Annotated in this window: 20 protein-coding genes, 1 tRNA gene and 1 riboswitch; all 21 genes read right to left on the reverse strand. The window is 63.8% G+C overall.

Annotated elements, in window-relative coordinates:
- Nucleotides 1–815: carboxyl transferase domain-containing protein (locus V9L17_RS17665; protein ID WP_337352314.1), on the reverse strand; the 815-nt coding region annotated here is incomplete at its 3' end.
- A 177-nt stretch (nt 816–992) separates the two neighbouring features.
- Nucleotides 993–2,318, reverse strand: a complete 1,326-nt coding sequence (locus V9L17_RS17670; RefSeq protein ID WP_337352315.1) for a dihydrolipoamide acetyltransferase family protein — start codon at nt 2,316–2,318, stop codon at nt 993–995.
- Nucleotides 2,315–3,325: an alpha-ketoacid dehydrogenase subunit beta gene (locus tag V9L17_RS17675; protein ID WP_337352316.1), complete on the reverse strand. Its 1,011-nt coding sequence runs from the start codon at nt 3,323–3,325 to the stop codon at nt 2,315–2,317. Before V9L17_RS17675 ends, V9L17_RS17670 begins: the two co-directional genes overlap by 4 nt.
- Nucleotides 3,322–4,422: a pyruvate dehydrogenase (acetyl-transferring) E1 component subunit alpha gene (pdhA, locus tag V9L17_RS17680; RefSeq protein WP_337352407.1), complete on the reverse strand. Its 1,101-nt coding sequence runs from the start codon at nt 4,420–4,422 to the stop codon at nt 3,322–3,324. The genes V9L17_RS17675 and pdhA overlap by 4 nt, the downstream gene beginning before the upstream one ends.
- A gap of 824 nt (nt 4,423–5,246) precedes the next feature.
- Nucleotides 5,247–6,317 (reverse strand): IS110 family transposase, encoded by a 1,071-nt coding sequence (locus V9L17_RS17685; protein ID WP_337352317.1) that lies wholly within the window; start codon nt 6,315–6,317, stop codon nt 5,247–5,249.
- Between the two features lie 978 nt (nt 6,318–7,295).
- A complete protein-coding gene (locus tag V9L17_RS17690) occupies nt 7,296–7,562 on the reverse strand; it encodes a recombinase family protein (protein WP_337352318.1) in 267 nt (88 codons plus the stop codon).
- A 167-nt stretch (nt 7,563–7,729) separates the two neighbouring features.
- The gene (locus V9L17_RS17695; RefSeq protein WP_337352319.1) at nt 7,730–8,149 is read right to left on the reverse strand and encodes a DUF1772 domain-containing protein; all 420 of its coding nucleotides are present in this window, start codon (nt 8,147–8,149) and stop codon (nt 7,730–7,732) included.
- 49 nt (nt 8,150–8,198) lie between these two features.
- Nucleotides 8,199–8,333 (reverse strand): hypothetical protein, encoded by a 135-nt coding sequence (locus V9L17_RS17700; RefSeq protein ID WP_443198049.1) that lies wholly within the window; start codon nt 8,331–8,333, stop codon nt 8,199–8,201.
- A 2-nt stretch (nt 8,334–8,335) separates the two neighbouring features.
- Entirely contained in the window at nt 8,336–8,623 is a 288-nt protein-coding gene (locus V9L17_RS17705; RefSeq protein ID WP_337352320.1) for an ester cyclase, read from the reverse strand.
- A 47-nt stretch (nt 8,624–8,670) separates the two neighbouring features.
- Complete coding sequence (locus V9L17_RS17710) at nt 8,671–8,838, reverse strand: hypothetical protein (protein ID WP_337352321.1); 168 nt, start codon at nt 8,836–8,838, stop codon at nt 8,671–8,673.
- A 355-nt stretch (nt 8,839–9,193) separates the two neighbouring features.
- Nucleotides 9,194–9,269: transfer RNA gene (locus V9L17_RS17715), tRNA-Ala, on the reverse strand.
- 125 nt (nt 9,270–9,394) lie between these two features.
- Nucleotides 9,395–9,796, reverse strand: coding sequence for a ribosome silencing factor (gene rsfS / locus V9L17_RS17720; RefSeq protein ID WP_337348197.1), 402 nt, complete (start codon nt 9,794–9,796; stop codon nt 9,395–9,397).
- 48 nt (nt 9,797–9,844) lie between these two features.
- On the reverse strand, nt 9,845–11,035 hold the full coding sequence (locus V9L17_RS17725; RefSeq protein ID WP_337352322.1) for a hypothetical protein: 1,191 nt from the start codon (nt 11,033–11,035) through the stop codon (nt 9,845–9,847).
- 7 nt (nt 11,036–11,042) lie between these two features.
- Nucleotides 11,043–11,669 (reverse strand): nicotinate-nucleotide adenylyltransferase, encoded by a 627-nt coding sequence (nadD, locus tag V9L17_RS17730; protein ID WP_337348228.1) that lies wholly within the window; start codon nt 11,667–11,669, stop codon nt 11,043–11,045.
- 40 nt (nt 11,670–11,709) lie between these two features.
- Nucleotides 11,710–11,940 (reverse strand): hypothetical protein, encoded by a 231-nt coding sequence (locus V9L17_RS17735; RefSeq protein WP_337348199.1) that lies wholly within the window; start codon nt 11,938–11,940, stop codon nt 11,710–11,712.
- A 76-nt stretch (nt 11,941–12,016) separates the two neighbouring features.
- Nucleotides 12,017–13,390, reverse strand: coding sequence for a glutamate-5-semialdehyde dehydrogenase (locus tag V9L17_RS17740; RefSeq protein ID WP_337352323.1), 1,374 nt, complete (start codon nt 13,388–13,390; stop codon nt 12,017–12,019).
- A gap of 25 nt (nt 13,391–13,415) precedes the next feature.
- Nucleotides 13,416–14,513, reverse strand: a complete 1,098-nt coding sequence (gene proB, locus V9L17_RS17745; RefSeq protein WP_376046729.1) for a glutamate 5-kinase — start codon at nt 14,511–14,513, stop codon at nt 13,416–13,418.
- A 43-nt stretch (nt 14,514–14,556) separates the two neighbouring features.
- The gene (obgE, locus tag V9L17_RS17750; protein ID WP_337348202.1) at nt 14,557–16,146 is read right to left on the reverse strand and encodes a GTPase ObgE; all 1,590 of its coding nucleotides are present in this window, start codon (nt 16,144–16,146) and stop codon (nt 14,557–14,559) included.
- Nucleotides 16,147–16,262: 116 nt separating this feature from the next.
- Nucleotides 16,263–16,526, reverse strand: coding sequence for a 50S ribosomal protein L27 (gene rpmA / locus V9L17_RS17755; protein ID WP_009372867.1), 264 nt, complete (start codon nt 16,524–16,526; stop codon nt 16,263–16,265).
- A 59-nt stretch (nt 16,527–16,585) separates the two neighbouring features.
- Nucleotides 16,586–16,894, reverse strand: a complete 309-nt coding sequence (rplU, locus tag V9L17_RS17760) for a 50S ribosomal protein L21 (RefSeq protein WP_066291943.1) — start codon at nt 16,892–16,894, stop codon at nt 16,586–16,588.
- 272 nt (nt 16,895–17,166) lie between these two features.
- Nucleotides 17,167–18,741 (reverse strand): bifunctional hydroxymethylpyrimidine kinase/phosphomethylpyrimidine kinase, encoded by a 1,575-nt coding sequence (locus V9L17_RS17765; protein WP_337352325.1) that lies wholly within the window; start codon nt 18,739–18,741, stop codon nt 17,167–17,169.
- Nucleotides 18,724–18,820: riboswitch (TPP riboswitch) on the reverse strand. Its footprint overlaps the gene before it by 18 nt.
- Between the last annotated feature and the right edge of the window lie 62 nt (nt 18,821–18,882).

The raw sequence follows: 18,882 nt of genomic DNA on the forward strand, positions 1-18,882 counted from the left end.
GGGGCCGCCGGCCTGGGAAGGGTGGCCACGATGTCGCGGATGATCTGCAGGGCATGCTCGTCATTTTCGGCCAGGTGGTCCGTGACGCCGGAGACCTTCGAGTGCACGTCACCGCCGCCGAGCTCCTCCGCGGTCACGGTTTCACCGATAGCCGCCTTCACCAGCGGCGGACCACCCAGGAAAATGGTGCCCTGGTTCCTGACGATCACCGTTTCATCGCTCATGGCGGGCACGTAAGCCCCACCTGCCGTGCACGAACCCATCACCGAAGCGATCTGCGGGATCTTCGCGGCAGACATCTTCGCCTGGTTGAAGAAGATCCGGCCGAAATGCTCCTTGTCCGGGAACACCTCGTCCTGCTTCGGAAGGAACGCCCCGCCCGAATCCACCAGGTAAATGCACGGCAGCCGGTTCTCCAGCGCGATCTCCTGGGCACGAAGGTGCTTCTTCACCGTCATCGGATAGTAGGTGCCGCCCTTGACGGTGGCGTCGTTGGAAATCACCAGCACCTGGCGGCCATGGACCAGGCCGATGCCCGCAATGACCCCGGCACCGGGCGACTCATCGTTGTACATCCCGTTTGCCGCCAGCGGCGCGATCTCCAGGAACGGGCTGCCATCATCCAGCAGCCGGTCGATGCGCTCACGCGGCAGCAACTTGCCGCGGCCCACATGGCGCTCCCGCGACTTCTCCGGCCCGCCCAACGCGGCGTCAGCCAGCCTGGACCGGAGCTCGGAGGCCAGCGCGAGCTGGGCCTCGCGGTTCGCGGCATAGGCGGCGCTGGCGGCGTCTACCTGGCTGAAAATTGTCTCCACTGATACGTATCCATTCCGAGTCGTGGGGCACGACGTCTAATGCTGATTGGTACTAAATGCTGCGTTCTCTACCGCGGTACTCTTCCTGAACCGGCCTCGCACAGTGTCGATGTGAATGCCTTGTCCACGCGTCCGGTGGCTTCAATACCCTGAGGGCACCGGAACGTCTGGGGTGCCTTAGACCATCGCGAGGACCATACCCGGATCGGCTAGCATGGTCCCGAGGTCCTGGAGGAACCGCGAACCCTGCTCGCCATCGACCAGGCGGTGATCAAAGGACAGGCTCAGCGTCATGACCATGCGCAAGGCAACCTCGTCCTTGTACTCCCACGGCACCTTCCGGACCGCACCGAGGGCCAGGATGGCGGCCTCGCCGGGGTTCAGGATGGGCGTGCCCGCGTCAATGCCGAAGACGCCGATGTTCGTGATGGAGATCGTGCCGCCCGAGAGAGCCCCGGGACCCGTCTTGCCGGCACGGGCCGTGTCCGTCAGTTCCGTCAGCGCGGTGGAGAGCCCCAGGAGGGACAACCGGTCCGCGTCCTTGATGTTCGGAACCGTCAGCCCCCGCGGGGTCGCGGCCGCGATGCCCAGATTCACATAGTTGAACTGGACGATCTCCTGGCTGGCCTCGTCCCACCGGGCATTGAGCGTCGGGTGGTTCCGCAGCGCGATCAGCACCGCCTTGGAGACCAACGTCAGCGGCGTCAGCTTGTACCCAGCGAACACACGGCTGGCCTTAAGCCGTGCCAGGAGCTCCATCGTAGGGGTGACGTCAACGGTCAGGAACTCCGTGACGTGCGGTGCGGTGAAGGCACTGGCCACCATGGCGGCGGCCGTGAACTTCCGCACGCCCTTGATCGGGGTGCGGGTCTCCCGCTCGCCCTTGGTATGGGGCCCGATAGCTTCCGCCTGCGTTCCGACGCGTTCCTGGGCGGCCGCCGGCAGGTCCCCGCCGCCGACGACGTTCCGGACATCGTCACGGGTAATGAGCCCATCTTCCCCTGTGCCGGTCACAACCTCGAGGTCGACGCCGAGATCCTTGGCCAGCTTGCGCACCGGCGGGGTGGACCGCGGACGATCGACGAGTGGCGCTACGACCATCACCGGGGCAACTCGTTCTGGACGCAGGGCGGCGAGCGTGCGGGCGCGGCGGGCGGGCCTTCCGGAGGCTTCGAGGACAGCGCCGTAGCCCACCAGGTTCGGCTCGCGCTTGGCGTCCGCCGCGTCAGGCGCGGAACCCCCGGCCCCGTCGTCCTCAATCTCAAAGGAGACGATCGGCTTCCCAACCTCCACTACCGTGCCGGGCTCTTCGTGCAGGGCTGCGACCACGCCGGCGAACGGCGAGGGCAGTTCGACGACGGCTTTGGCCGTCTCCACCTCGGCGATGATCTGGTTGAGCGTGACGGTGTCCCCTACCGCGACCTTCCAGACGATGATTTCCGATTCGGTCAGTCCTTCGCCGAGGTCCGGCAGCCTGAATTCCCTGATCATTGTGGCGCTCATCCTTCCACCCCGCTGAGGGAGTTGGGGCGGCCCAGGGCACGGTCGACGCCGTCGAGGATCCTGTCCAAGCTCGGCAGGTGGTGCATTTCCAGCTTGGAGTACGGGTACGGGACGTCGAAACCTGTCACCCGGACCGGCGCGGCCTCGAGGTAGTAAAAGCAGCGTTCGGTGATGCTCGCGGTAACTTCGGCACCGAGCCCGCCGGACTGAGCGGCTTCGTGCGTGATGACCAGCCGGCCGGTCTTCCGGACCGAGGCCTCAAGGGTGGCGAAGTCCAGCGGGGCCAGCGAGCGGAGGTCGATGACCTCGACCGAGACGCCTTCGTCCGCGGCCGCTAGAGCGGCGTCGCGGGCGGTCTTGACCAACGGACCGTACGCCACCAGTGTGACGTCCTTGCCCTCGGTGACGACGCGGGCCTTTTCCATGGACGGCGCAGTGCTCAGGTCGAGGGACTCGTCCACCTCGCCCTTGTCGTGGTAGCGCCGCTTGGGCTCGAAGTAAAGCACTGGATCATCGGAGGCGACGGCCTGCTGGATCATGCTGTAGGCCTCCTGCGGGTTGGAGACGCTGATGACGCGCAGCCCGGAGGTGTGCGTGAAGTACGCCTCCGGGGACTCGGAATGATGTTCCGGCGAGCCTATCCCCCCGCCGAAGGGCACCCGGATGGTGATGGGCATCCTGACTTTGCCCTGCGTCCGATAGTGCAGCTTGGCTACCTGGCACACGATCTGGTCGAACGCTGGGTAAATGAACCCGTCAAATTGAATCTCGACAACGGGGCGGTAGCCCCGATAGGCGAGGCCAACGGCGCTGCCCATGATTCCGGCTTCCGCAAGGGGCGTATCGATGACCCGATGACTGCCGAAGTCTTTCTGCAGTCCATCGGTTACTCGAAATACGCCGCCCAGTTTACCGATGTCTTCTCCCATGAGTACGACCTTTGGGTCGTTCTCCAAGGCCCTGCGCAGGCCGGCGTTGATGGCTCGGCTGAAGGTCATGGTGCTCATCGGTCTATCCCTTCACTGCTGTCAACCGGGAAGGAGTCGAGGTATCGGGCGTAGTGTTCCTTCTGCACATCCAGTGACGAATTTGGCGTGCTGTACACATGGGCAAAAACATCCATAGGTAAGGGGTCCGGCATGTTGATGCAGGCTTCACGCATTTCCTTGGCAACGGCGTCCGCCTTGGCAGCGACGGAAGCCTCAAGTTCCGGCGTGAACATCCCTTCGTTTTCCAGGAGGGCTGCCACCCGGGCAATTGGGTCTCTGGCCGCCCAGATCTCGAGTTCGTTTGCGTCTCGGTAGCGGCTTGGGTCATCAGCGGTGGTGTGTGGGCCCATGCGATACGTGACTGCCTCGATAAATGTCGGGCCGCCTCCGGTTCGAGCCCGGTGCAGGGCGACACGCGTGGCGGCCATAACTGCCAGGACGTCGTTGCCGTCCACTCGCAGGGACGGGATGCCGAATCCGGTTGCCCGGGATGCGATGGGAATCTGCGACTGAAGCCCTACAGGTTCTGAGATCGCCCAATGGTTGTTCTGGCAGAAGAAAATCACGGGCACCTGGAAACTGGCAGCGAACACCATCGCCTCGTTTACATCGCCTTGGCTTGTCGCGCCGTCGCCGAAGTAAGCAACGGCGACAGAGTCCGCGCCGTCGTTCTTGATGCCCATGGCGTAGCCGGTTGCGTGCAGTGTTTGAGCGCCGATAATGACTTGGGGTGTAGCCATATTCACTTCAAAGGGATTCCATCCCGAGTGTGCATTGCCACGCCACACTCGGACGATGCCCCCGTAATCTACTCCCCTGCAATAGGCGACGCCATTCTCCCGGTAGCTGGAAAAGACGAAATCGTCGCTCCGTAGCGCCCGAGCCGATCCAATCTGTGCGGCCTCCTGGCCAAGAAGCGGCGGCCAGAGGGCGAGTTCCCCCTGCCGCTGGAGATAGGTGGCTTCCGTATCGATCCGGCGGATGACAATCATGTCTTCGTACAGCGAAGCAAGCTGCACGTCGGAGACGTCCTGTACCCACCGATCGAAGTCCGGATGTCCCACCCGATCACCTGCAGGGCTGACCAGCTGAATGAGCTGAGTGTCCCCTATCATCTCCGAATCCTGTCCGCTTGTGGAAAGGTTCAACTCATCTACACGCAAAGTTCACGCACCCTTTTGTCTCGACCTATGAGGACCCGAATCTTCGATGGTCCTGATGCGCGGGCTGTTGGCCCTGCACCTGTGACCGTACTCACGCGTTTGAACGCCTACAACACCCCGACGCCGGGTTGGACACTGTGCCCAATAACAACATCCTGGGTTGGGTGCCACTGAGCACCATGTACGTGTCACCCGGTTACGATGGTCCGCTTTTCGTCATTCTGCGGCGGGAGCGAGGATGACAAAGAACGGAAAATAGCCGGAAGAGGTCGGCTCGAGTTATGTCCCTCACGTCACGGCTGCCGGGCCAGTGGCCACCTTGGGCGAGAAGGCAGCGGCAACCGCAATCACTCGTTGCCAGACGTGAGGATGCCGCCGATGGTTTCGGTGTGGTGTTCGCGGCGGAGTGCATCGTCGACGAGGGCAATGTAGAAGTTGAGTTTCCCGAGATCATGAGCAGCTGCGCATATTCGGCTGCTCGGGTTTGATTTTTCCCGCCTTCAGTTCCACCACAACGCAACTGGTTAGCCGCACTAACTTACTGCTGTCAGGGCACATGGTCTATGCAAGTCTTCTGCGAGTCACCACAGCATGCGACACGGCAACCGCGTGTCGGGAAAACGCGCTGTGACTCACGCTCGTCTGGCTCGGGCAGGAATTATCCAAAGCTCACTGGACAATTGGCGGATGCCGACCGCTGCGATTACGGAAAAGTGGTCCTCGTAGGATCACGATTCAGCGAGACGTAAGGTCCAGTATCGACTCTTCTATGGTTGTCAACGTAGCGATGGCTTGAGGCAGTTGGCATTAAGCGTGCGGTAGATCCGTCGGGCGCGGTAGCGTTTCACGCACCGACGGATCTCCTTCTTGGTTAGACCTTCTGCCTTCCGTTTGGCTACGTATGCGATGGTTTCTGGATCGAATGCCATCCTTGTTAGAGCAATCATGTGCAGTGCTTTATTGAGGGTCCTGCCGCCTCCGCGGTTGAGCCTGTGACGGACGGTATTTCCGGATGAAGCGGGAATGGGGTTGACTCCGGCCAGGGAGGCGAAAGCTGCCTCGGACCGTACTCGGCCCTGATGAGACCAAGCGGTGAGACAAATGGCTGTCGTGACTGGTCCGAAGCCGGCTTCCTGCAGCAGGGGCGCGGCTTCGCTTACCTCAACCAGTTCGGTGATCCGGGAGCCGTTTGCTTTGATTTCAGCATCAAGGTCGCCGATGCGCTTAGCGAGCCTAACGGCTTCGGAACGGGCCACCGACACCGCAAGAGGTTCTTCACGGGCCCGCCAGCGCGACACCTCCAGTATCTGACTCCCGGTCAACGAGCTGCGCGCATCCAACCCCAAATCATTCGTCCGGAGCAGTGCGGTCAACGCATTCACGGTCCTGGTCCGGTCGGTTGTCATCGACTGACGTGCACAGACCAGGACCCGCAAGGCCGCGCGGACCCCGTCGTTCAACCGTGGCCGGCGCAACTTGTCCTCTTCCAAGGCAAGGACCGCAGAAGCGATCCGGTGCGCGTCCAACGGATCCGACTTTCCAACCCCACGACGCGGCAGGGCATCCATGCGCGTGGCTTCGGCGACCTGGTAACCGGCGGCTGCGACAGCCCCGGCCAGCACGGCACCATAAGAAGCGGCGCCCTCGATCACCCAAAGAGTGGCTAGATCGGCTTCGGTGCGACGAGCGACCCAAGCTATAGCGCGGTTGATCCCGGCGCCCGTCGCTGGGAAATCCCGGTTGTCGATCCGTTCGCCGCTTGGCACGGCGATGATGGCGAAGACGTGCTTCCGGGCGTGGGTGTCGACACCCACGACAAACGGATGGGAATGGGCAACGATAGTCATAGCGGTTCTGGCACCTTCCTCATTTCGCGGATATGGTCAGGCCGTTACGGGCCGGTACCAGTCCGGGTAGAGGTCACTTCGGAACAGCACTGTGACGAGCCACGCCCCGTACGGAGCGGACAATCTTCTGATCAAGTCACCGAGGTGGGCCGGGCAGGTGCCGGCCGCGCCACCCAGCAGACGGACATGTCGATAACAGGACACCCAGAAAGAGCCGGGGCCAAGCGTTTAATGAGTCACGACCGCCAGGGTGGAACGGCCTGCACTTACTCTGCCAGCCAATCCCAGACCAGCCACCCCAATCCTCACAGGCGTTTAACTTGGCTCGCAGTAGATGCAAAAACGCGCATCTGGTCTGTGGTTTCTACCAAAGGGGGGTGCGGCGGATGGGTGTCGCTCCGGGTTTCGTCCCGCAGATGCTGGTGGATTACGATGTTGCGCTTTTTCGAGCCGACGAGCGGAGTTTTCACGACCTTGCTGGATGGCCGGCGGGCACAGATGCTGGCCCGTAAGCTCACGACACAGATCCTCAAGCGGAGCTGCCACCTGTAACTGGGTAAGGGAGCGTGCCGCTACCGGGCGTCGGTGACGGGCGAGACAGGGTAGAGCTGACAGGCGTTGGGCACGGTTTCGTCCGAGCGCCGTTAGATGAACACCATCGTCTCGGCCGGCGTTGGACGCGTCCCCGCGTCAACACGAGCACAGGCGTCTAATGCCCCGATCCCGCCTCCCTGGAATAGCTGGTGCCAGCGATGGAGATCTTGTCTTCGACGTGCAATCGAAGAATCCGCCACGGCTCGCTGCCATCCCTGTCGCAGCTACAGCATTGCGGTTTCTCGTAACAGTGAGGGCCGGCTTGTGGCTGTAGAGAGTTGCCCGGCTCCACGCGACGAGACGTACCCGCCACTTCGGCAGTGCGGCCCTTCGCGCGGGCTTCCGTTACGGCGCGGAGGGTGTCGGCCATTACGTCCGGATCGGCTAGTGGCTGGCGAATCTGGTTCCGCCTTTTCTAGCTGTGGCGATGCCGGCGTTCACGCGTTCTACGATCAACACCGGCTCGTACTCAGCCCAGGTCGCGAGCATGTTCAGCATCAGCCGGCCCGATATTGTTGCGGGGTCACTGCCGTCCGACATGGATCTCAGGTCCACACCCGCGTTTCCCCGGTTGGTCACCGTGTTCAAGACATTCCGGACGTCGTTGTTTCCTTCGCTCTCCAGAGCATGACATCCATGTCTTGAAAACATGTACCATCATTGAGGCATTCGATCGGACGCCATTCGAAGGTTGTTTGCCGTGCGCGATGTGAAGTTGGCAGAGGTTGTCAAAGTGACTCGTCTCCCTGGCCAGATGAGCCGGCAGGCCCACCCCGGCGCGCGGCGTTTCTACTCGATCGCGTACGACCATGGGCGGGTCAACTGATGATGAGGCTGGCACCGAGAGCGAGGATGGCCAGACCCTGTAGAGTGGCGCGGAGCACAATGATGCGGTCCCAGCCGGTTTGGAGCGCCCGGGCATTGGCCGGCGTCTCGTGATTGTCGACTGCGGCGGTTAGGATGCGGTTGATCGGCGCGCTGATTCGCGCATAGAGCACCGTCCAGACGACCAGCAAAACAACGGCCACTCCCGCGGTGACAGCTTGGGCAGGATTGCCGCCGAACGTGGCGAGCATCCCTGCGGCCGCGGCGGCGACGAGGCCAACGACGCCCGGCACGGGCATCCGCCGGTCACCGTATCGATGCACGTTGCCCATCACCGCGGTCAGCGCTACGTCGTCGACCCGGGCGAGCGCCGGCCGCTGGACAAGCGCGCCGAAGGCGTCGGTGCCGTACACAACCCCACGCCCATGACCGCGAGGAGCGCGGTGAGCTGTGCCAGGAGGATCATGACAGGCCCTCGATGGTTCCACCGAGAGGCGGCAGCACGCCCACCTGCTGGAACACCTCCATAAGGTTCAGCTCGTCCCAGTGCTCGACGAACAGGCCATCTCTGACACGCCAGATGTCGATGCTGCGCATTTCTATCTGCTTGCCGCTAGCCGGGATGCCCAGGAGGTCCCCGGTGTGCGTGCCGCGGACACGAAGCGACCGACGACACGGTCGCCCGCAATAACCAGATCATCCATGATGGCCGTCAGGTCCGGCACACCCATGAAGAACGCGGTCCAGAATTTCCGGTTGGCTTCACGCCCATCGGCCACTACTGCGTTGTGATTGATGTAGTCCACGGCTACGAACTCGTCGACCAAGTCCGCGTCGTGAGTGTTGAGCATCCTGAGATAGGTCTCGGCGAGTGCTTGTTCGGTCATGGTGATCTCCTACCTCCAAGGTCTGAGGTTAGCGCCGCTAACCGACGCTACAGGACTGCGACGCCAAAGAAGAGAACCTGCTCGATCTCGCCGCCGACGGCACTATAGCCAAGGACAAGATCCGCACGCGACTGACCGACATCGAGCGCCAGCGCACCAGAGTCCGCGAGCAGCTCAACAGCGTCGAATCCAATCTGGAAGCAGGAGCCCGCCATCTCGAAACCTACCTGGACCTACTGACCGCTCCGGAAGCCCTGTACCAGGCAGCCAGCGACCAAGAGCGCCGCCAGCTCAACCAAGCAGTCTTCGTCAAAGTCCTCGTCGAAGACGAAGAAATGCCTGGGACGCTTCTGGCTGAACCGATTGCCACGCTGGCTGCCGCTCACGCAGGCCACCAAGCACTCCGTGCTGGCGCTGCCCGCGCGGACGCCCTTGGTCGCGCACAAGCCTTCCAAGCGGCCCACAGCGGCACAGAAAAGGGAACCACCAGATCTGGTGGTTCCCTTTTCGTATCTGCTGAGGACTTACTCAATGGCATCGACTCTGTCGATGGTTCGAATAAGGTCAATATGGTGGAGCTGAGGGGACTCGAACCCCTGACCCCCTGCATGCCATGCAGGTGCGCTACCAGCTGCGCCACAGCCCCAGATTTCTTCATTGCTCCAGCGTTTCCCCCGAAGCAACTCAAATATCTTAGAACAGCATTTCCGAAAATTCCAAATCGGGCATATTCGGCCTGCCAGTGCTGCTCCCGGCGTTTTCGCGAAGCGCCTACTCCGCCTCGGAAGCAGCGGCAGCCTTGGCGGAGGTGTCATCGCCCAACTGGAGGTCCACCACCGGGCAGTCCTTCCACAGCCGCTCCAGGGCGTAGAAAACACGGTCTTCCTCGTGCTGGACGTGGATGACGATGTCGGAGTAGTCCAACAGCACCCACCGGCCGCCGGAACGTCCTTCACGACGGACGGGGCGGAGGTCCTGCTTGGACAGTTCCTCTTCAATACCGTCAACGATGGCGTTGACCTGGCGTTCACTCGGTGCGGAAGCAATGAGGAACACGTCGGCCAATGCCAGGCGCTCACTGACATCCAAGGCCACGATGTCCTGGGCTATCTTGTCCGCGGCCGCTTTGGCTGCGTGGCGGGCTGTGGCGATGGATGAATTTGATGCAGTCACGGGACTCCTTGTAGTTTTCAAAAACGATAATTGGTGGCCGCAGCCAGGTCAGCGCGTGATGCCGCTGATAATAAGCATGATCCCGGAGACCAGGGCGAGGATTCCGAAGGCCAGGACGCAATACTGAATGACACGCATCCTCTTGGCACGGGCGAGCCCTGCTGTTGCCGCGTCCAGCGGCTCCAGTCCGTACGCCGAACTTGCCGGTATCCGTGGCAGGTCATCAAAAAGATCTTCCGACTGCCCGGCCGCTTCAGCCGGGGTGAAGATCACCGGCTTTGGCCGGGTGGAAGCCTTGGCTGCGGCCTCTGCGCGTGCGATCACTCGTGAGCGGCCACTTGCACCAGGGGCGTCGGCGTCGTCGGCTGTCCGCGGGGCATCAGCCGGACGGCGGCCCTTGCCGGCTGATGGCTGGAGTGTGGGTCCCGGATTGGTGACGACCGGGACATAGGACGTCGCCGGCGGCTTCATAACGGGACGGTCAATGCCCGGTACCTTGACGAACTCCAGCGGCGTGACCATGGCGAGGTTGCTTGCCGCGGAAGGGGCGGGGCGGGGCGGGGCGTCCTGAGCCGGCGGGGCTGCCTGTTCTGCCAGTTTCTGCTTGGCCATGGCGCGGCGGTTCAGTACAGCCGCACGCTCGGCCAAAGCAATCTGCTCAGCAAGGATTTCCGGGTCCACAGCCTCCGGGTCCAGGGAGGCGATGTGTTCCATTTTGGCCAACTGGTTCTTGGCCTGTTCGGCGATCAGGGACCTGGCCGCCAACGCCTGTTCAACGCTCATGCCATCCGGGATACGTGGGCTGTCAGGCGAAGCAGGGGACTTCCGGGACGCGGCAGCTTGTGGTGCTGCCGGAACCGGTGCGGCCTCAGGTTGAGGTGTTTTCGAGGCAGCGCTTTGGCCGGACTCGGGAAGCGCAGGGGCAACAACAGGGTTGGCAGAGGTAACGGCCTGTTCCTTGAGCTGCTGGAGCCGCAGCTGCCGGCGGGTGGGCGGTCCGCCGGCCGCGAGCTGTCCCTCTTTCTCTTCGAGTTCCTTGATGGTGCGCAGGGCCGCCCTGTCCCGTGCCCTGATCTGCGAGGAGCGCTGTGCCTGTGCATGGTCAGCTGCGGGGCTTGCCGGAGGTTGTTTAGAGGCAGGCGAAACCTGGCCCGGACCGGTGGATCCGTTAGCCTGCTTCTCATCTCTGGCCCGCCGAAGTTCACGGCGGCTGCGGACGGGGGGCTGTTCCTGACTCATTGAGAACTCATTCAGTACTGGCTGGTTCGTCTGTTTTGGTAGTTGGTTCACCATTGGCGGCGCCCTCGGCATACAGTCCATATTTGGCGATGTACTGAACCACTCCGTCCGGCACGAGGTACCAGACAGGGTTGTGCTGGGCTACCCTGGCGCGGCAGTCCGTGGAGGAGATGGCCATGGCCGGGACCTCCAGGAGACTGACGTCCTTCCGTCCCATGCCGTCCAGCACGTGCCCGGGCCTGGTTACCCCAACAAAATGTGCCAGCGACCAGAGCTCGTCGATGTCTTTCCACGACAGGATCTGCGCCAAGGCGTCGGCGCCGGTGATGAAGAAAAGGTCGGCGTCCGGACGCTGGGTCCGAAGGTCACGCAAGGTATCAATGGTATACGTTGGACCGGGCCGGTCCACATCCACCCGGCTCACGGTGAAACGCGGGTTGGATGCCGTAGCGATCACTGTCATCAGGTAGCGGTGCTCCGGCAGGCTGACCTGCTTGTGCGTTTTCTGCCATGGCTGGCCGGTGGGGACGAACACCACCTCGTCCAGGCCGAATTTGGCGGCTACTTCGCTGGCCGCGACCAAGTGGCCGTGATGGATCGGATCGAAGGTCCCACCCATCACGCCCAGCCGCAGCCGCCCTTCGGCACCTTGATGGCGCAGAATGCGGGAAATGTTAGTGGCCCTGGCCGTGATCGTGCTTGTTAGGGTGCTGGCGGTGCGGATCAGCGTGCTCTTCCGTGGCGGTGTGGCGGTTCCCGAGGTTGGAGTAGGACAGCGTGACGAACATCAACACCAGCAGGATGGCGAAAATGGCCACACCGAAGACCCACGGTTCAGCCCACAGCGGGGCGAGTTCGTGTTCTTCGCCTTCGGCGATGGTCGTGGCGATCTGCTGGAGCAGCATGTTCTCCCCTAGGGTTCAAAGGATGTGGCAGCGGATATCCCCGCCGTTCCGGACTTCTGTCTATGTTACCGCGTTGCTACCCGCGGACTTGGCCCTCGCCCTGCACGATCCACTTGGTGGTGGTGAGCTCGGTCAGCCCCATAGGCCCGCGGGCGTGCAGCTTTTGGGTGGAGATTCCCACTTCGGCGCCAAGGCCCAGTTCGCCGCCATCAGTAAAGCGGGTGGATGCGTTGACGATGACTGCCGCGGAGTCCACCTCCGCGATGAACCGCTCGGCGTTGGCGAGATCGTTGGTGAGGATGGCTTCGGTGTGGCCCGTGGACCAGGTGCGGATGTGCTTGACGGCCTCGTCCAGGCTGTCCACCATGGCTACTGCCAGGTCCAGGTCCATGTACTCCGTGCCCCAGTCCTCGTCCGTGGCCGGCTCGGACACAATCGATGCAGGCAGTGCCGCCCGGATGCGCTCGTCCGTGTGCAGCGTAACGCCGGCCTCACGCAGGGCCGCGGCGACCGCGGGGAGCACGGTGGATCCCGAGTGAACCAAAAGCGTCTCCACGGTGTTGCACACGCTGGGACGCTGGGTCTTGGCGTTCAGCAGGATTTCCACGGCCATGGTTTCACTGGCCGATTCGTCGATGAAGATGTGGACGTTGCCTTCGCCGGTCTCGATGACGGGCACCGCGGAGTTGGTGACGACGGTCTGGATGAGTTCCCGGCCGCCGCGGGGAATCAGGACGTCGACCTTTCCGCGGGCGCGCATCAGCGCATTGGCGCCTTCGCGGCCGTACTGGTCGACGGTTTGCACGGCGTCGGACGGAAGTCCGACGGAATCCAGGGCTTCGCGCAGGACCTGGACGAGGGCCTCGTTGGTGGCTGCAGCGGCAGTTCCGCCGCGCAGGATCACGGCATTGCCACTTTTGAGGGCGAGGCCGGCGATGTCCACGGTGACGTTGGGGCGAGCCTCATAAATGGCTGCCACTACTCCCATGGGAACGTTGATCTGGCGCAGGCGCAGGCCGTTGGGAAGGGTCTGCCCGCGGACGACGTTTCCCACGGGATCGGGCAGGCTGGCGAGTTTTTCCAGTGCGGCCACGAGTCCATCGATCCGGGCGTCCGTGAGGGTGAGCCGGTCCAGCAGGGCAGCGGAGGTACCGTTGGCTTTCCCAGCGGCAATGTCCTCCGAGTTAGCGGCAAGGATCACATTCCTGCGCTCCAGCAGGGCGGCACCGATAGCCCGCAGGCCACGATCCTTCCACGCACGGTTTGCCCGCGCCATCCTCCGGGCAGCCTGGCGTGAGCGGTCTGCGATGGCATGGACCGCGGCTTCGACGTCCTCCACGGACAACGGCACGGCAGCGGCGTGCGGCAGGTTGCCGGGCTCAGGAGCAGCGGGGGAAGCAGAGATGTCCCCGGACGTCGCAGCGGTGTTGTGGATCAGTGCCTCAGTCATGTTCCAAGTTTAGGCGAGGTCAGGCTCAGACAAGCACCAGGTCATCAACATGAACAACTTCACGGTCATAACCACGGCCCAGGGCCCTGCCCAGTTCCTTAGTGGAACGGCCAAGCATCTGCGGCAATTCGGCAGCTGAGTAGTTGACCAGTCCGCGCGCAATCACGGTGCCGTCCGCGCTGACCATCTCGACGGCGTCCCCTGCTTCAAAATCGCCGTCGACGCCGGAGATGCCGGCCGGGAGCAGCGATGTGCGGCGGTGCCGGACCGCCTTGACGGCGCCGTCGTCGAGGATCAGCCGGCCATGGACCGATGCAAGGTGTGCCAGCCACAGGAGGCGGACGGGCTTGCGGGCGCCGTTCACCGTGAACCAGGTGCCTACGTCTTCCCCGGCCAGAGCGGCGGCGGCGTTGGCCGTGGAGGTGACCAGCGCGTGGATGCCGGACCCGGCGGCGATAGTGGCTGCTTCGACTTTCGTGGTCATGCCGCCAGTGCCAACGCCGGCTTTGCCTGCCTTGCCGATGGTCACTCCGTCGAGGTCGTGCGGGCCCTCCACCAGGGGAATCCGTTTCGCCCCGTGCGACGGCGGTCCGTCGTAGAGCGAATCGACGTCAGAGAGCAGGACAAGGGCGTCGGCCCGGACCAGGTGCGCGACGAGGGCGGCGAGGCGGTCGTTGTCGCCGAAGCGGATTTCGTGCGTGGCGACGGTGTCGTTTTCGTTGACCACCGGGACCACACCGAGGTTGAGGAGCCTGTCCAGTGCACGGAAGGCGTTGGTGTGCTGGCTGCGGCGCATCAGGTCATCAGCGGTGAGGAGCACCTGGCTGACCGTGACCCCGTGTGCTCCGAACGCCTGCGTGTATCGGGCCATGAGCAGGCCTTGGCCGACACTCGCCGCAGCTTGCTGCGTGGCGAGGTCACGCGGCCGCTTGGCCAGCCCCAGCGGGGCCAGACCGGCAGCAATGGCACCAGAGGATACGAGGATGATCTCGGTGCCGGAGTTCCGCTTGGCTGCCAGCGCGTCGGCGAGTCCGGTCAGCGACTCCTCGGAGATGCCTCCCTTAATACTGGTCAGCGACGACGAACCGACTTTGACAACGATCCGGCGCGCGCCCGAGAGCATGCTCCTGTCCGCGATGCCCCGGGCGGGCACAGTGGTGGCGGCGCTACTGGTCATCTTCTGCGCCCAGTCCACTCTCCTTGAGCGGCTTCGCAACGCGGCGGCTACTGACGGATTCGGTCCAGATCCCGGCCTTGCGCTCGGCTTCGAGTTCGGCGCGGGCGGCCGCCTTGGCGTCCTTGCGTTCCTGCTGCTCGTCTCGCTTCTGGCCGCGTGTAGGGCGGTCGCCGATGTCGGCGAAGCGGACGTCCGTGCCGCGGGGCGATGCCAGAAGCTCCGCGCCGGCCATCATGGTGGGCTCCCAGTCGAAGACGACGCCGTCGTCCTCGCCGATCACCACGGTGTCGCCGGGCTTGGCGCCCTGCTTGAACAATTCGTTTTCGACACCGAGCTTGGCCAGGCGGTCCGCAAGGTAGCCGATGGCTTCCTCGTTGGTAAAGTCGGTCTGCTTGACCCAGCGCACCGGCTTTTCGCCCAGGACGCGGAACAGCGGCTCGAGGTTCTTCTCTTCACGGCGGATCTTAAAGCCGGACTCGTTGACGGCCCGGGGCTTGAGCACAACCGGCTGGACCTTCGGCGGCGCGGCAGCAAGGGAGTCGCGGGCGGCCTTAACGATTTCAGCCATGGCGAAGCCCAGTTGGCGCAGGCCTTCGTGGCTGGTGGCGGAAATTTCGAAGACGCGGTAGCCGCGGGATTCAAGTTCAGGCCGGACAAATTCCGCCATGTCCTTGCCGTCCGGGAGGTCCACCTTGTTTAGGGCAACCAGGCGGGGGCGGTGGTTCAGCGGGACCACTTCACCGTCCTGCCCGGCGTAGCTCATATCGACGGCGTACTTCTCCAGTTCCGCCTCGATGACGGCGAGGTCGGAGAGGGGATCACGGTCCGATTCGAGGGTTCCGCAGTCCAGGACGTGCACCAGCGCGGCGCAGCGTTCCACGTGCCGCAGGAAGTGGTGGCCCAGGCCCTTGCCCTCGGACGCGCCTTCAATCAGGCCGGGGACGTCGGCAATGGTGAAGCGGACATCGCCTGCCTGGACCACGCCGAGGTTGGGGATCAGGGTGGTGAAAGGGTAGTCGGCGATCTTGGGCCGCGCCGCGGACATGGCGGCGATCAGGCTCGACTTGCCGGCGGACGGGAAGCCAACCAGGGCGATGTCCGCAATGGACTTCAGCTCCAGCACGACGTCGCTGGACTCACCTTCGATGCCCAGCAGCGCGAAGCCGGGCGCACGCCGCTTCTGGGAGGAGAGCGCGGCGTTGCCGAGGCCGCCTTGGCCGCCGGCCGCCGCGACGTATTCCGTTCCTTCGCCGACGAGGTCCGCCAAAACGGTGCCGTCCTTGGACTTGACCACGGTGCCGTCCGGGACGGGGAGGATGAGGGTTTCACCGTTTTTGCCGCCGCGCCAGTCCCCCATGCCGGGTCCGCCGTTGGTGGCGTGCCGGTGCGGGGCGTGGTGATAGTCCAGCAGGGTGGTTGTCTGGTGGTCCACGCGGAGGATGACGTCGCCGCCGTCGCCGCCGTTGCCGCCGTCGGGCCCGCCCAGGGGCTTGAACTTCTCGCGGTGGACGGAGACACAGCCGTGGCCGCCGGTACCGCCGGATACGTGCAGTACTACCCGGTCTACAAAGCTCGCCACGTGGATCTCCTCAGTGCTGTTTCCTGGACGCTGCAAAGCGCCAAGACGATTGTAATGCGGTTAAAAGAACAGTGGAGCGGACCAAATGGCCCGCTCCACCGCTTCAGAACTATGAGTTACTCTGCAGCTGCAGCAGCAACGATGTTGACAACGCGGCGACCGCGGCGGGTGCCGAATTCAACGGCGCCCGGGGTCAGTGCGAACAGGGTGTCGTCGCCGCCACGGCCTACGCCGGCGCCCGGGTGGAAGTGGGTGCCACGCTGGCGGACGATGATTTCGCCTGCGGAAACTACCTGGCCGCCGAAGCGCTTGACGCCGAGGTACTGGGCGTTGGAGTCACGACCGTTGCGAGTGGAGCTCGCGCCTTTTTTATGTGCCATTTGAAATGCCTGCCTCTAAATTCTGGGGAATCTGCTGAAAACCTGAACAGTAACGAAGGTTACTTGATACCAGTGATCTTGACCTTGGTCAGTTCCTGACGGTGACCCTGGCGCTTCTTGTAACCGGTCTTGTTCTTGAACTTCTGGATGACGATCTTCGGACCACGGAGGTCATTGAGGATCTCAGCCGTAACAGTTACCTTGGCCAGGTCCGCAGCGGCGGAGGTGACCTTGTCACCGTCTACCAGGAGCAGTGCGGGCAGCTGAATGGTGCTGCCGGCTCCACCGGGGACGCGGTTCAGGGTAACGAAGTCTCCAACGGAAACCTTCTCTTGGCGGCCGCCTGCGCGGACAATCGCGTACACCACTTGGGAACTCACTTCTCTCGACGTTTATTACTAGATTTGCGTGCGGAACCTGGGCCTATATTTGGCTGGGCTCTCGCTGTGCCTCAACGCCGTGGGGTCGTAACCCAAGTGTTGGCGTAAGCACCGAAGATCTAGAATACGCTAATTTTGCCTTCGGCCGCAAATGAGGCTGGTTCCGGCGGGCTGTCCGTGATAAGCGCCACAAACGTGCGCACCACTGACAATCCGGAACCGTGCCCGACTATCGTACCGGCTGGATGGGCCGGGGAGCGTCAGGCGTGCAGCCGCGGCGCGTCGAAGAAATCAACTTCGAAACGGCACGACTGGTTGAAAGCGACGACCATGGCAGCACGCTCGTCCTCCGAGCCCCGGCGTCCGGCTTCGTCGGCCAGGGCAATAGCTGCACGGGTGGCCTGCGCGAAGTCCTCGTCGGCGTACGTCCGCAGCCACTCGGCGTACGGGTGGTCCGCCGGGGCGCCCGCGGCAAGGAATTGCGCGTGGAGGGTCTGTCCGACTTCGGCGTAGAGCCAGAAGCAGGGCAGGACCGCTGCCACCAGCACCGCGTAACTGCCCGATGCGGAGGCGGCCAGCAGGTGGTCCACATACGACTTCGTGACAGGACCGAGGACGGGCTCCACGGTTCGCGTACTGAGCCAGGTCCGATGCAGCTCCGATTCAACCTCCAGGCATTGCTGGGCTGATCGGGCCCAAAACAGCTGTGCGGCTTCGGTGGGGGCCAAGGCGCTGGCCCGTGCCAGCACCCTTGAGTACCCATTGAGGTAGATGGCATCCTGGGCCAGGTAGTAGGCGAACTGCTTTTCGGGCAGGCTTCCTGCCACGAGGTTCCGGATGAACTCGAGCTCATAGATGGCGGCGAGGTCTGCGGTGGCCTCCGCACGGAGGAGCTCGGCGAAGCCGCCCTCGCCGAGCGGGGACGGGTCCAGGACAGGCCCTGTGGCCGCCTGCAGGTGGTGGAAGTGGTGGACGGGACCGTTTCCCGCACCGACGTCCAGGCCGTTCGAGGACTCCAGGGCACCTGCCAGCCAGGGCTTGACGTGCCGCAGTGAGGCCTCCCAGTCCCCCAGCCGGGCCTGTGCCGTTGCCATGGCCGACGAGAGCGAGCAGCCCGTCCCGTGGCTGTTCCGGGTGGGGATCCTGTCCCCCGGAACCTCCACAATTTCCTGGGCAAGCAGTCCGCCGGTATTGACGAGGGCATCCGGGCAGGCGGCGCCGTCGAGATGTCCCCCCTTCACCAGGATGGTGGAGCCGGTGTCCGCCGCCAACCGCCGGCCCTGTTCCAGCGCTTCTGCCCAGGAGCCGGCCTGGGCCTCTCCGAGCAGCATGGCCAGTTCAGCGAGATTGGGCGTGATCAGGTCCGCCAGCGGGAGCAGTCCGCGGAGGGCAGCCTCGGCAGACGCCTGCAGGAGCCTGTCGCCGCTGGTAGCCACCATGACGGGGTCAAGGACTACGACGCCGGGACGCACCTTTTCGAGCCAGCTGCGGACCGCGGCCACCACCTCGGCATCGCCCAGCATGCCGATTTTGACGGCATCAATGGTGATGTCATCGCTCACGGCTTCCAACTGCTGGACCAGGAAGGCGGCCGGCGGCACGTGCACCGCGCGGACGCCCTGAGTGTTCTGCGCTGTCAGCGCGGTGATCGCGGCCATCCCGTAGCCGCCGTGGGCTGCGATGCTTTTCAGGTCGGCCTGGATGCCGGCGCCGCCGGACGGGTCGGACCCTGCGATGGACAGCACCCGCGGAACGTCCCGGAGGACCGGGGCCGGCGCTGCCGGGCTGAGTACAGGTGCCGGGGGCAGGACAGTAGTTGAAGACAAGGAAGACATCCCTTCGCCGGTGCTAGCCGGACAGGTTCAACGGGTGTGGATCTCAGCCGGCCCTTGCGCGGCACCCCGTGTCGGTAACCAAGCCTAGCGTTTCAGTGCCCGGCCCGGTGTCAAATGGCCTGGTCACATGAAGCCGTTAAC

Origin of the sequence: Pseudarthrobacter sp. CCNWLW207, from assembly GCF_037203945.1 — a bacterium.
In the GTDB taxonomy this organism is placed as follows: Bacteria; Actinomycetota; Actinomycetes; order Actinomycetales; family Micrococcaceae; genus Arthrobacter.